The organism is Rhodococcus sp. BP-261 (genome assembly GCF_019835205.1).
In the GTDB taxonomy this organism is placed as follows: domain Bacteria; phylum Actinomycetota; class Actinomycetes; order Mycobacteriales; family Mycobacteriaceae; genus Rhodococcoides; species Rhodococcoides kyotonensis_B.
Genome location: NZ_JABUCO010000005.1, coordinates 40519 through 53969, shown reverse-complemented (window position 1 = coordinate 53969; position 13451 = coordinate 40519). Strand labels below are relative to the sequence as shown.

The window sequence follows — 13451 nt, the reverse complement described above, 5'->3', positions numbered from 1 at the left end:
CCGGCCTGCCGGGAGGAGTACCTTCGTGGGCAGTCGACGCCCGAGGAGTGATCATCATGACCCAGTCCGACAACGAGAATCTGAAGAAGAAGTTCCGCGAAGTGCTGGACAAGAAGAACCACAAGTCGGTGACCGCGACCGACCACCTGGACGGCGGACCCAAGGTGCACAACGCGCACGGGCCGGCCGATCACCAGAAGATGTTCCGGCGCAAGAGTGTATGACCGTCCCGACGAACGAAAAAACCCTCCCACCGCGATCGGTGGGAGGGTTTTCGTTGTAGCCCCGACGGGATTCGAACCCGCGCTACCGCCTTGAGAGGGCGGCGTCCTAGGCCGCTAGACGACGGGGCCAGGATCTTTACAGCACTTGCAGTGTTACTTCCGGTTGCACTCCACCAACCACTCGCTGAGTGCTCAGGAAGCTTAACCGGCTCGCGCTCTGCGACCAAATCGCCGCTTCGCGCTTGCTGGGGTACCAGGACTCGAACCTAGAATGGCGGTACCAGAAACCGCTGTGTTGCCAATTACACCATACCCCAATGACCTTCTCGAACTGCTCGGCGAGCGTTTCCGCTGCGCTCTGCACCTCGTTTCGAGCCGTGATAGAGATTAGCAGGGCCCACCCATGATTCTCCAAATCGCCTGTTCAGAGGCATTGACCTGACTCCACGGCGTCGCACGGACCCGTCGATGGCCTGTAAACGACACTACTGAAGACTGCATGGGGTGAACGTTCGCGAGAATCCGCCGTGAAGATGGTCGTCGCACCGTCGGGCACGGGTGGCGTCCTGGTTCCGATCGATGACGACGGAACGGTCGGCGACGGAATCACATGTTCCGATCTTGCGGACACCATCTCCAGGATCGAGGCCGACTCTCACCCACGCTGGATCTGGGACTCTGCAGCGCGCGTCTATCCCCCGCTGCTCGACGCAGGCGTTCGCGTTCAGCGCTGCCACGACCTCGAGCTCACCGAGTCGATTCTGGCGACGCGGCGAGGGGAGGTGATGGCGGCCGCGGTCGACCGCGACGATCGGCCAGGCCTCTTCGAGACGTACGATCCTCCGTCACCGGACTCATTGGTCGAGTCGTATCGGACGCACGCCACCGCGATACAGGATTCGGCGACGCTTCGACTGCTCGTCGCTGCCGAATCGGCGGGAGCACTCACCGCCGCGGAGATGAGCTACGACGGGCTGCCGTTCTCGTCGACGCGTCATCGGCAGTACCTCGAGACAGTCCTGGGCCCCCGTCCACCCGACGGATCGCTGCCGCGGTCGATGATCGAACTGGAAACCGCCGTCGGCGAGGTCTTCGGTCGCCGAGTCAATCCGGCATCGCCCGCCGAGGTGGTGGCCGCATTCGCCCGCGAGGACATCGTGCTCGACTCCACACGCGCCCATGTTCTGCGACGGATCGACCATCCTGCGATCCCGCTGATTCTTCGCTACCGCGATCTCGCGAAATTGTTCAGCACCAACGGATGGTCGTGGCTCGACACCTGGGTGAGGAACGACCGGTTCCGTCCCGTGTACGTTCCCGGTGGGGTCGTGTCCGGGCGTTGGGCGAGCCGTGGCGGCGGTGCACTGCAGATTCCGAAAGCCCTGCGGCACAGTGTGATCGCGGATCCAGGACACACCTTCGTGATCGCCGACGCCGGTCAGTTGGAGCCGCGCATTCTCGCCGCGATGTCGGGTGATCGACAGATGATGAATGCAGCGGGCAGCGACGATCTCTACGCACTGGTCGCCGGCGCCGCATTCGGCGGGGACCGAGCCAAGGCCAAGGTCGCGATCCTCGGAGTCCTCTACGGCGCGACGTCGGGTGACGCGCGGGCTCTCCTCACGCTGCTGCGTCGCCGCTTCCCGGACGCCGTCGACTACGTCGAACGCGCCGCGCGCGCCGGCGAACGGGGTGAGACGGTCCGTTCGTGGCTCGGACGAGCCTGCCCGCCGCCGACGCCGGAGTGGTGGTCCCACGGCGACACCCATGCCCGCGGCCGCTTCACACGGAACTTCGTCGTGCAGGCGACGGCGTCGGAATGGGCGTCATGTCTGTTGGCCGAACTGCGGCGACGCCTGTCGGCGCGCCCAGGATCAGGCGAACTGGTGTTCTTCCAACACGACGAAGTCGTGGTCCACACGTCCGACCCCGATACCGCGCGCGGACTCGTCGTCGACTCCGCGCTGGCGGCGACGCGACTGCTGTTCGGCGACACCGTCGTACGCTTCCCGATGGACATCGCGGTCCGGCCGCACTACGCCGATCCGGAATGACCGTTCGGTCCCGGGCCGTCGAAACTGACGTCGATCTCCTCGAACCCCTTGCTGCGTTGCGCCTCCGCCTGTCCGGTGTAGGTGAGACGGTCCCCTTCGGTCAGGTCGACATCGTCGGTGAACGGGGTCAACAACGAACGCGGATAAAGCTTGTCGACGCGTACGACGTTGATCTCGACCGCGACGACGATGAGAACCGCTGCGACGTACATGAAGGCGAGCAGTCCGAGCACGACCGCGAACACACCGTTGATGATCGAGGCTCGGCTCACGACATGTTTGATGTAGACCCCGCCGAACGTCTGCAGGAGCTGCCAGATCACCCCTGCCGCAACAGCACCCGGCAACACGTCCCCCACCGACAGTGGCCTCGCCGTGGCGAGCCGGAACGCGACACCGAACACCACGATGTTCAACAGAACGACAGCAGCCAGCACGACGGTGCCCGTGATCTCCCCGAAGTAGCCCGCGGAGCTGATCACATTGACCGCGGTGATGCCGAGTACCGCCACTCCGACGGTACTGAGCAGCCCCAGACCGCGTAGGCGAGCCCGGATCGGGTCCGGGCGCAGATTCTTCGGGACGGCCCACGCGGTGTTCATCGCATTCTGGAACGCCACCGCGACACCGAGACCGCCGTACAGCGATCCGACGACGCCGACGACGAGACCCAGTGTGCCGCCACCGATGCGAGTGGGTTCGCCGACGTCCTGCCCGACGATCGGGATCTGATTCAGCGCCGAGTCCAGAATCTGTTGCTGCAGATCGGGATTGCCCGCGAGCACGATCCCCAGAATCGTCGAGCCCAACAGCAACAGCGGAAATAGAGACACGAACGCGTAGTAGGCGATCAGGGCGGCGAGATAGCCACCCTGATCGTCGACGAACTTGTAGACGACAGCGAGCGGAAACCCGACCACCGGATGTCTGCGTTGGAACCGGTCCACCCGGCCGGAAGCGCTCACCGGCTCGCCATCGGGTGGATCAACCCACCAGGGCGCGCGCCGCGCCGAGTCGAGCGAGCGACTTGTCGCGACCGAGCAGTTCCATGGACTCGTACAGCGGCGGGCTGATGTGCGATCCGGTGATCGCAACGCGCACGGGAGCGAATGCCTTGCGGGGCTTGAGCCCCAGGCCGTCGATCAGCGCGGACTTCAGCGATTCCTCCAACTCGGCTGTCTTCCATTCGGGCAGTGCCGTCAGCGCGGCGATGGTCGCGTCGAGCACCGGGCCCGCGTCGGCACCGAGATTCTTCGACGCGGCCGCCGGATCGATCTCGAATTCGTCGTCGGACACGTACAGGAACTTCAGCAGTCCCCACGCGTCGGACAGCACGACGATGCGTGTCTGCACCAGATCCGCGGCGATCGCGAACTGCGCCTCGTCGATCTCGGCAGGCAGATGGCCGTGCTCGGTGAGGAAGGCACGCAGACGCGTCGCGAAGTCCGCCGGTTCGAGCAGTCGGATCTGCTCGGCGTTGATGGCGTCGGCCTTCTTCTGGTCGAAGCGCGCCGGGTTCGAGTTGACCTTGCCGATCTCGAACGCCTCGACCATCTCCTCCAACGAGAACACGTCGTGATCGTCCGAGATCCCCCAGCCGAGCAATGCCAGATAGTTGAGCAGCCCTTCGGGAACGAACCCGCGATCGCGGTGAATGAACAGGTTCGACTCGGGATCACGCTTGGACAGCTTCTTGTTTCCCTGCCCCATCACGAAGGGAAGGTGACCGAATTCCGGTGTCCGCTGCGCGACTCCGATACGGACCAACGCTTCGTACAGCGCGAGCTGACGCGGCGTCGACGACAGGAGGTCCTCGCCACGGAGAACATGGGTGATGTTCATGAGTGCGTCGTCGACAGGATTGACCAACGTGTACAACGGGATTCCGTTGCCACGGGTGAGCGCGAAGTCCGGAACCGTTCCCGCCTTGAACGTCGTCTCGCCGCGCACCAAGTCGTTCCACGTCAGATCGCGATCCGGCATACGAAGGCGCACAACGGGTTTGCGGCCCTCGTCGACGAACGACTGCTTCTGTTCCGGCGTGAGGTCACGATCGAAATTGTCGTATCCGAGCTTCGGATCGCGACCTGCCGCCTTGTGCCTGGCCTCGACTTCCTCGGGCGTCGAGAAGCTCTCGTACGCCTCCCCTGCCTCCAGAAGCTTCGCGACGACCTCGAGGTGCTGGTCGCGTCGAAGCGATTGCCGATACGGTTCGTACGGTCCACCGACCTCGGGGCCCTCGTCCCACGTCAGACCGAGCCAGCGCAACGCGTCGAGAAGGGCGGCGTAGGACTCCTCGGAGTCGCGGGCCGCGTCGGTGTCCTCGATGCGGAAGACGAACGAGCCACCGTGGTGGCGCGCGAACGCCCAGTTGAACAGCGCGGTGCGGATGAGGCCGACATGGGGTGTGCCCGTCGGCGAAGGGCAGAATCGGACTCGTACTTCGGTGGAGGTCATGTCTCGCTCACGTTCGAGGGCTTGAGTGTGGGTGTCTAGTTCTTGGCTACGACAGGGTTCGTCAACGTTCCGATCCCCTCGACGGTGATCGACACCGACTGGCCGTCGGCGATCGGCCCGACGCCCTCCGGAGTTCCGGTCAGGATGACGTCACCGGGCAGCAGAGTCATGACGGCGGAGACCCATTCGATGATCTTCGGGATGTCGTGCAACAGCAGCGACGTGCGGCTGTGCTGCTTGACCTGGCCGTCGACCTCGGTCTTGATCTCGACGTCCGATGCATCGAGCGACGTCTCGATCCACGGACCGAGCGGGCAGAACGTGTCATGCCCCTTCGCCCTGGTCCACTGACCGTCGGCACGCTGGTGATCGCGGGCCGATACATCGTTGGCGACGGTGTATCCGAGCACGACGTCGAGAGCCTTGGACGCGGGAACGTCCTTGCAGGGGCGGCCGATGACGACCGCGAGTTCGCCTTCGTAATGAACTTCGTTCGACGTCGGGGGAAGCACGATCGGAGCGCCCGGTCCGACGATCGACGTGTTCGGCTTGATGAAGATGACGGGAGATTCGGGCGCTTCGCCACCCATCTCCGCGGCGTGCGCCGCGTAGTTCTTGCCGATCGCGATCACCTTGCTGGCGAGAATCGGCGCCAGCAGGCGAACATCGGCGAGCGGCCACGAGCGCCCGGTGAAGGTCGGTGTGCCGAAAGGATGTTCGGCGATTTCCTTGGCAGTCTGCGCGTCACCCTCCCCTTCGATACTCACGAAAGCCACACCGTCAGGACTTGCAATTCGACCCAGTCGCATACCGAAAGTCTATCGACCCACGTTTTCCACGTGGCCGGGCCGTCGAATTGCCCACCACCGACGCGGAGTACAGTCGACCGAAGAGTTCACAGTGAGAGATTCAGTGTCCACATAGTGAGATGGAGCAGTGAGGAACGTGACGAGAACCGACAGTGAGAGCCGGACGACGAGTCGTCGAAAGTGGTTCATGCTCGGGCTCGGAATGCTTGCCCAGACCGCAGGAGCCGTGTTCATCAACGGCGCCGCCTTCCTGATCCCCGCACTGCACGACGATCTCGGCCTCAGTTTCGCGACCGCCGGAATTCTCGTCGCGATGCCGACGGTCGGCATCATGCTGACGCTCATCGCATGGGGCGTGCTCGTCGATCGCGTCGGCGAAAGACTCGTTCTGGCAATCGGATTGGGGCTCACCGCACTCGCCAGTGTCGCCGCGTACTTCACCACTTCGCTACCGATACTCGGGCTGTGCCTTCTGGTCGGTGGAATGGCTGCAGCCAGCGCCAACAGCGCGAGCGGACGCGTCGTCGTCGGCTGGTTCCCGCCGAAGCAGCGTGGGCTCGCCATGGGAATCCGTCAGATGTCGGTTCCACTGGGTGTCGCTGTCGCCGCGATGACCATCCCGTCCATCGCGCGCGACCACGGCGTCGGATCCGCTCTGCTCGTCCCAGCGGTCATCTGTGGTCTCGGCGCGATTCTGTGCCTGGGCGTCGTCGATCCCCCGCGTCCGGACCGCGCTGCGGCGGAGAAGCAAGGACTGCTGGTCAACCCGTACCGCACGAGCAGCCAGCTGTGGCGCATCCATTCGACGTCGATCCTGCTCGTCGTGCCGCAGTACGTCGTCTGGACGTACGCACTCGTGTGGTTGATGTCCGACCGCGGTTGGTCCGCCGCATCGGCCGGTGTACTCGTCACCGCAACCCAGATCCTGGGAGCCCTCGGCCGCATGGGCGTCGGCGCACTGTCCGACCGGGTCGGCAGCCGAATGCGTCCGCTCCGCTGGGTCGCCGTATCGACGACGGTCACCATGCTCGTACTCGCGATCACCGACTGGATGGACTCCCCCGTGTCCATCGTCGTCATGGTCGTCGCATCGGTCGTCACCGTCGCACCCAACGGGTTGGCCTTCACCGCGGTCGCGGAGTTCGCGGGACCGTACTGGAGCGGTCGTGCGCTGGGAATGCAGAACACCGGTCAGTACATCGCCGCGTCCCTCGTACCCCCGGCATTCGGCGCCCTCGCGGCCGTCAGCTTTCCCGTGGCGTTCCTGGTGTCCTCGATCTTCCCCGCCCTGTCCGTCCCCGTCATCCCGGCGGACCACGAGTCGAAGGACTGACCGGGGTCCGCACAAACCGAAGGCCTCCTTCGGTCACTCTGAGTGACCGGAGGAGGCCTTCGGTGCGAGAAAGGGTTACAGCTTCGACGCGATCCTGTCACCGATTTCCGACGTCGAGGCCGGAGCAGTTCCGCGCGACGCGAGGTCCGCGGCCACCGCAGCTTCGACGCGCTCGGAGTTCGCGGTGTCCCCGAGGTGTGCGAGGAGCAGCGACACCGACAGAATTGCGGCCGTGGGATCCGCCTTGCCCTGGCCCGCGATGTCGGGTGCGCTGCCGTGAACGGGCTCGAACATCGACGGGTTCGTACCCGTCGCGTCGATGTTTCCGCTGGCCGCAAGACCGATTCCGCCGCTGACGGCTGCGGACAGGTCGGTCACGATGTCGCCGAACAGGTTGTCGGTGACGATGACGTCGAAACGACCGGGGTCGGTGACGAGGTGGATCATGGCGGCGTCGATGTGCTGGTAGGCGACCTCGACCTCCGGGAATTCCTTGGCAACCTCGTCGACCGTGCGTGCCCAGAGGCTACCGGCGAAAGACAATACGTTCGTCTTGTGCAGCAACGTCAGGTGCTTGCGACGACCTATGGCCCGCGCGAAACCGTCACGCACCACGCGCTCGACACCGAAGCGAGTGTTGACGCTGACCTCCGTCGCGACCTCGTTCGGCGTACCGACGCGCAGCGCACCGCCGTTGCCGGTGTACGGGCCTTCGGTTCCTTCACGGACGACGACGATGTCGATGTTCTTGTTGCCGTCGAGCGGTCCGACGACACCCGGGTACAGCTTGGCCGGACGCAGGTTGATGTGGTGGTCCAGCGCGAACCGAGCGCGCAGCAGCAGTCCGCGCTCGAGCACACCACTGGGCACGGACGGATCGCCGATGGCGCCCAACAGGATTGCGTCGTGCGCCCGGATCTCGTCCAGAACGGAATCCGGGAGAAGCTCGCCGGTCGCGTTGTAGCGGCGAGCACCGAGGTCGTACTCGGTCTTGTCGACGCCGGGGACGACGACGTCCAGCACCTTCAGTGCCTGGTCGACGACCTCGGGGCCGATTCCATCTCCAGCGATGACGGCGAGCTTCATTGACTCCTCGTTCTGTTCGAGCGAATGGATGTGAGAGACGATCAGGACAGGTCGACGAGCTCGATGGTCGACGCACCGACCGCCGAGGCAATGTTCGCGCTGACCTCGGCGGACACGTCCTTGTCGACGCGAAGCAGGATCGTCGCGCCGTCGCCCTCGGAGTCCTGGCTGAGCGCCGCGGCCTGGATGTCGACGCCCGCGTCACCGAGCAGTGTGCCGATGCGGCCGAGGCTGCCGGGCTGGTCGGTGTAGTTGATGATGAGGTTCTTGCCCTCGGCACGCAGGTCGAAGTTGCGTCCGTTGATGTTGACGATCTTCTCGACTTGCTGGGTTCCGGTGAGCGTGCCCGCGACGTTGAGGACGGTGCCGTCGCCGTAGACGGCGCGGATGTCGACGACGCTGCGGTGGTTCTCGCTCTCGGGTGCCGTGGTGACCTCGGCGGTGACACCGCGCTCCTCGGCGAGCGAGGGTGCATTGACGAACGTGACCGAGTCCTCGATGACGGCGGAGAACAGACCGCGCAGCGCCGACAGCTTGAGGATTTCGACGTCCTCGGCTGCGAGCTCACCGCGGACGTCGACCGACAGCGACGACGGCAGTTCGTCGGATAGCGCACCGAGCAGGACACCCTGCTTGCGAACGATGTCGAGCCACGGCGACACTTCCTCGCCGACCGCGCCGCCCTTGACGTTCACTGCGTCGGGAACGAATTCGCCTGCGAGAGCGAGCAATACGGACTTCGCGACGTCGGTGCCCGCGCGATCCTGCGCTTCGGTGGTCGACGCACCGAGGTGCGGCGTGACGACGACCTGGGGCAGTTCGAACAGCGGGCTGTCGGTGCAGGGCTCGCTGGCGTAGACGTCGATGCCTGCAGCGAAGACGTGGCCGCTGGTGATGGCGTCGGCGAGAGCCTGCTCGTCGACGAGCCCACCGCGAGCCGCGTTGACGACGATGACGCCGGGCTTGGTCTTGGCGAGGGCTTCCTTGCCGATGATGCCCTTGGTCTCGGGGGTCTTGGGCAGGTGCACCGAGAACATGTCGGCGCGCGTGAGCAGTTCGTCGAGGCTGACGAGCTCGATGCCGAGCTGTGCGGCGCGTGCTGCGGAGACGTAGGGGTCGTACGCGATGATGTGGGTCTCGAACGCGGCGAGGCGCTGCGCGAACAGCTGGCCGATGCGGCCGAGTCCGACGACGCCGACGGTCTTGCCGAAGATCTCGACGCCGTTGAACTTGCTGCGCTTCCACTCGTGCTCACGCAGCGTCTTGTCGGCGGCGGGGATCTGACGCGCAGCGGACAGCAGCAGCGTCACGGCGTGCTCGGCAGCGGTGTGGATGTTCGACGTCGGTGCGTTGACGACGAGGACACCGCGCTCGGTGGCTGCCGGTACGTCGACGTTGTCGAGGCCGACGCCTGCGCGGGCGACGATCTTCAGCTTGGTGCCTGCGGCGAGGACCTCGGCGTCGACCGTCGTCGCGGAGCGAACGAGGATCGCGTCGGCCTCGGGGACGGCGGCGAGCAGGGCGGGGCGGTCCGGGCCGTCGACCCAACGGACCTCGACGCCGTCGCCGAGAGCCTCGACTGTGGACTGCGCAAGTTTGTCGGCGATCAGAACGACAGGACGGCCTGGCTGGCTCACGTGAAGAACTCCCCTATGTCGGTTTCGAGCTGGTGAAAGAGTGCGAGTGCGGGACAAGTTTAATGGCCTGGGCGAACAGCACGGGGTTCACCCTCACCGAACGAGCGAAGGGCACCCTCGCGGATGCCCTTCACTCATGTACGACGGATCAGGCCGTCTCGGTGATCGGACGGTCGACCCAGCTCATCAGGTCGCGCAGCTTCTTGCCGGTGACCTCGATGGGGTGCTCGGCGTTGGCCTTGCGCAGGCCTTCGAGCTCGGTGTTGCCGTTCTCGACGTTGGCGACGAGGCGACGGGTGAACTCACCGGACTGGATGTCGGCCAGGATCGCCTTCATGCGCTCCTTGGTGCCCGAGTCGATGACGCGCGGGCCGGAGAGGTAGCCGCCGAACTCCGCGGTGTCGGACACCGAGTAGTTCATGCGGGCGATGCCACCCTCGTACATGAGGTCGACGATGAGCTTGAGCTCGTGCAGAACCTCGAAGTACGCCATCTCGGGTGCGTAGCCGGCCTCGACCATGACCTCGAAGCCCGTCTTGACGAGTTCTTCCGTGCCACCGCAGAGGACAGCCTGCTCGCCGAAGAGGTCCGTCTCGGTCTCTTCCTTGAACGTGGTCTTGATGACGCCTGCGCGCGTGCCACCGATGCCCTTGGCCCACGACAGCGCGAGCGCCTGGCCCTCGCCCTTCGGGTCCTGATCGATGGCGATGAGCGCGGGAACGCCCTTGCCGTCGACGAACTGGCGACGCACGAGGTGGCCGGGGCCCTTGGGGGCCACCATGCCGACCGTGACGCCGGCAGGAGCCTTGATCAGGTCGAAGTGGATGTTGAGTCCGTGACCGAAGAACAGCGCGTCGCCGTCCTTCAGGTTCGGCTCGATCTCTTCCTTGAAGATCGATGCCTGAGCGGTGTCGGGTGCGAGCACCATGATGACGTCGGCCCATGCGGAAACCTCTGCCGGCGTGCCGACGGTCAGTCCCTGCTCCTCGGCCTTGGCGCGAGACTTCGAACCTTCCTTCAGGCCGATGCGGACGTCGACGCCCGAGTCGCGCAGGCTCAGCGAGTGCGCGTGGCCCTGGCTTCCGTAGCCGATGACCGCGACCTTGCGGCCCTGGATGATCGACAGATCAGCATCGTCGTCGTAGAACATCTCGACTGCCACTGGTTATTACCTTTCCTCTTGGGTTTTACGCTGTACTGCTCGCGGCTAGCGCGAGGCAGTGATCGATTTCGGTCCACGTCCGACGGCAACGACTCCCGACTGAACTATTTCTCGAATTCCATAGGGGTCCAACATCTTCAGCAACGCATCGAGCTTCGAGCGGGTACCCGTCGCCTCGACCGTGACGGACTCGGGCGACACGTCGATCACCTTGGCGCGGAACAGGTTCACCGTTTCGATGACCTCGCTCCGCACGCTTGCGTCGGCACGCACCTTGATCAGGACCAATTCTCGCGCGACCGACGTGTCGTCGTCCTGCTCGACGATCTTGATGACGTTGATGAGCTTGTTGAGCTGCTTCGTCACCTGTTCGAGCGGGAATTCGTCGACGGTCACGACGATGGTCATGCGCGAGATCTCGGGAATCTCGGTGCCGCCGACGGCGAGCGAGGAGATGTTGAATCCGCGACGCGAGAACAGCGCGGCGACGCGGGCCAGCACACCTGGCTTGTCCTCGACGAGGACGCTGAGGGTATGACTCGTGCTCACTTCGCGGTGCCCTTCTCGTCGTTCGCGGACAGCGCCTCACCGTGCGCCTGCTCGCGGTTCATGGCTTCGTGGATGACGGCCGGCTCGGCGACCGAGGCCTCGTCCTCGTCGAACAGCGGGCGGATGCCACGTGCTGCCATGATCTCGTCGTTACCCGTGCCTGCGGCCACCATCGGCCAGACCTGCGCGTCGGCACCGACGATGAAGTCGATGACGACCGGCCGGTCCGTGATCGCCCGGGCCTGCGCGATGACGTCGTCGACGTCTTCCTCGCGCTCGCACCGGATTCCGACGCAACCGAGAGCCTCGGCCAGCTTGACGAAGTCCGGAATGCGCTGCGTGCCATGGGTTCCGAGGTTCGTGTTGGAGTAACGCTCCTCGTAGAACAGCGTCTGCCACTGCCGAACCATGCCGAGGTTGCCGTTGTTGATCAACGCGACCTTGATCGGGATGCCCTCGACCGCGCACGTGGCGAGTTCCTGATTGGTCATCTGGAAGCAGCCGTCGCCGTCGATCGCCCACACCTCGGTGTCCGGCACGCCCATCTTGGCGCCCATGGCTGCGGGAACCGCGTACCCCATGGTGCCCAGACCACCCGAGTTGAGCCACGTACGCGGCTTCTCGTAGTCGATGAACTGCGCCGCCCACATCTGATGCTGGCCGACGCCCGCGCAGTACACCGCGTCGGGACCTGCGGCCTTGCCGACCGCGGAGATGACGAATTCCGGCGACATGCTCCCGTCCTGGGGACGGTCGTAGCTCAGCGGGTACGTCTTGCGGATGCCGTCGAGGTAGGTCCACCACTCCGCGAGGTCCAGCGTCGTGCCGGTGGCACGGTCCGCGCGGATGGCCTCGATCAGCTCGACGACGACCTCCTTGCAGTCACCGACGATCGGCACGTCCGCGTATCGGTTCTTGCCGATCTCGGCCGGGTCGATGTCGGCGTGAATGACCTTGGCGTTCGGCGCGAACGACGACAGCTTGCCGGTGACACGGTCGTCGAAACGAGCGCCGAGCGTGATGAGCAGGTCGCTCTTCTGCAGTGCCGCAACGGCTGCAACGGTTCCGTGCATGCCCGGCATGCCGAGGTTCAGCTGGTGCGTGTCGGGGAACGCGCCACGCGCCATCAGGGTGGTGACGACCGGAATGCCGGTCAGCTCCGCGAGTTCCAGCAACTCGGCCGACGCATTGGCCTTGATGACACCGCCGCCGACGTACAGCACGGGCTGCTTCGCGTCGGCGATGAAGCGCGCCGCTTCGCGAACCTGCTTGCCGTGCGGCTTGGTCACCGGACGGTAGCCGGGCAGTCGCATCTCCGGCGGCCACGAGAACGTCGTCTGCGCCTGCAGGATGTCCTTCGGGATGTCGACGAGGACAGCGCCCGGACGACCGGACGCGGCGATGTAGAACGCCTCGGCGATGATCCGCGGGATGTCGACCCCGTCGGTGATCAGGAAGTTGTGCTTGGTCACCGGCATGGTGATGCCGGAGATGTCGGCCTCCTGGAACCCGTCGGTGCCGATGAGGCTGCGGGCGACCTGACCGGTGATCGCGACGACGGGGACCGAGTCCATCTGTGCGTCGGCGAGCGGGGTCACGAGGTTGGTCGCGCCGGGTCCGGACGTCGCCATGCAGACACCGACGCGGCCGGTTGCCTGGGCGTAACCCGTTGCGGCGTGTCCTGCACCCTGCTCGTGCCGGACGAGGACGTGGCGGACCTTCTTCGAGTCGAAGAGCGGGTCGTAGACGGGAAGGACGGCGCCGCCGGGAATACCGAATACCGTGTCGACGTCGAGTTCCTCGAGCGCTCGGACGACGGACTGCGCGCCGGTCACCTTTTCGGGTGCGACCTGACGGCGAGATCCTTCGACGATGCCTACCGTCGGCGTCTCTTGCGTCGACGAGCTGCTGACTGCCCCCGACTTACGTGTCGTGGGCCCTGGGCGTGCGGTTGGTGCGCTCACTGCGGCTTCCTCAGGGTCTTGGTACTGGACGATCTCTGGGCAAGAAAAAACCCCCGCCAGCCGAGGCTGTACGAGGGTGGCGCGTCGATGCGAGTTGGAATGAACCGGCTCAGGCGACGACGCGCCGGCCGATTACGAGTATCTGATTCCGCTTCACGCGCTCGACGGTAGGCGCG

Annotated in this window: 11 protein-coding genes and 2 tRNA genes; 3 read left to right on the top strand and 10 right to left on the bottom strand. The window is 65.2% G+C overall.

Translation table 11 applies throughout. The features are described from left to right. Positions 1-56 precede the first annotated feature (56 nt). The gene (locus HQ354_RS07745) at positions 57-224 is read left to right on the top strand and encodes a DUF5302 domain-containing protein (RefSeq protein WP_165839592.1); all 168 of its coding nucleotides are present in this window, start codon (positions 57-59) and stop codon (positions 222-224) included. Between the two features lie 56 nt (positions 225-280). On the opposite strand, the gene HQ354_RS07740 is transcribed toward HQ354_RS07745, so the two are convergent. Both HQ354_RS07740 and HQ354_RS07735 read right to left on the bottom strand, forming a co-directional pair. Beyond that, positions 281-353: transfer RNA gene (locus tag HQ354_RS07740), tRNA-Glu, on the bottom strand. 116 nt (positions 354-469) lie between these two features. Further along, positions 470-541 (bottom strand) — tRNA-Gln (locus tag HQ354_RS07735). Between the two features lie 216 nt (positions 542-757). Here HQ354_RS07735 and HQ354_RS07730 point away from each other — a divergent pair. Continuing rightward, positions 758-2278, top strand: a complete 1521-nt coding sequence (locus tag HQ354_RS07730) for a bifunctional 3'-5' exonuclease/DNA polymerase (RefSeq protein WP_084423882.1) — start codon at positions 758-760, stop codon at positions 2276-2278. Here the strand turns inward: HQ354_RS07730 and HQ354_RS07725 are convergent. The 3 genes from HQ354_RS07725 to HQ354_RS07715 are packed head-to-tail and all read right to left on the bottom strand — an operon-like array spanning position 2260 to position 5544. Then, positions 2260-3243, bottom strand: a complete 984-nt coding sequence (locus HQ354_RS07725) for a YihY/virulence factor BrkB family protein (protein WP_174551448.1) — start codon at positions 3241-3243, stop codon at positions 2260-2262. The genes HQ354_RS07730 and HQ354_RS07725 overlap by 19 nt on opposite strands. Positions 3244-3262: 19 nt before the next feature. After that, a complete protein-coding gene (gltX, locus tag HQ354_RS07720) occupies positions 3263-4735 on the bottom strand; it encodes a glutamate--tRNA ligase (protein WP_068428459.1) in 1473 nt (490 codons plus the stop codon). Between the two features lie 35 nt (positions 4736-4770). Continuing rightward, positions 4771-5544 carry a fumarylacetoacetate hydrolase family protein gene (locus HQ354_RS07715; RefSeq protein WP_068428456.1) on the bottom strand — a complete coding sequence of 258 codons (774 nt, stop codon included), beginning with the start codon at positions 5542-5544 and terminating at the stop codon, positions 4771-4773. Between the two features lie 187 nt (positions 5545-5731). Between HQ354_RS07715 and HQ354_RS07710 the strand changes: the two genes are divergently transcribed. Beyond that, positions 5732-6877, top strand: coding sequence for an MFS transporter (locus HQ354_RS07710; protein WP_068428453.1), 1146 nt, complete (start codon positions 5732-5734; stop codon positions 6875-6877). A gap of 75 nt (positions 6878-6952) precedes the next feature. On the opposite strand, the gene HQ354_RS07705 is transcribed toward HQ354_RS07710, so the two are convergent. The 5 genes from HQ354_RS07705 to HQ354_RS07685 all read right to left on the bottom strand — a co-directional run bounded on the left by HQ354_RS07705 (position 6953) and on the right by HQ354_RS07685 (position 13275). Next, positions 6953-7963 carry a 3-isopropylmalate dehydrogenase gene (locus HQ354_RS07705; RefSeq protein WP_068428450.1) on the bottom strand — a complete coding sequence of 337 codons (1011 nt, stop codon included), beginning with the start codon at positions 7961-7963 and terminating at the stop codon, positions 6953-6955. Between the two features lie 41 nt (positions 7964-8004). Then, positions 8005-9600, bottom strand: a complete 1596-nt coding sequence (gene serA / locus HQ354_RS07700) for a phosphoglycerate dehydrogenase (RefSeq protein ID WP_068428447.1) — start codon at positions 9598-9600, stop codon at positions 8005-8007. Between the two features lie 148 nt (positions 9601-9748). Then, positions 9749-10750, bottom strand: coding sequence for a ketol-acid reductoisomerase (ilvC, locus tag HQ354_RS07695; RefSeq protein WP_174551464.1), 1002 nt, complete (start codon positions 10748-10750; stop codon positions 9749-9751). Positions 10751-10807: 57 nt separating this feature from the next. Further along, complete coding sequence (gene ilvN / locus HQ354_RS07690) at positions 10808-11311, bottom strand: acetolactate synthase small subunit (RefSeq protein ID WP_068428441.1); 504 nt, start codon at positions 11309-11311, stop codon at positions 10808-10810. Further along, positions 11308-13275 (bottom strand): acetolactate synthase large subunit, encoded by a 1968-nt coding sequence (locus HQ354_RS07685; protein ID WP_068428439.1) that lies wholly within the window; start codon positions 13273-13275, stop codon positions 11308-11310. The genes ilvN and HQ354_RS07685 overlap by 4 nt, the downstream gene beginning before the upstream one ends. Between the last annotated feature and the right edge of the window lie 176 nt (positions 13276-13451).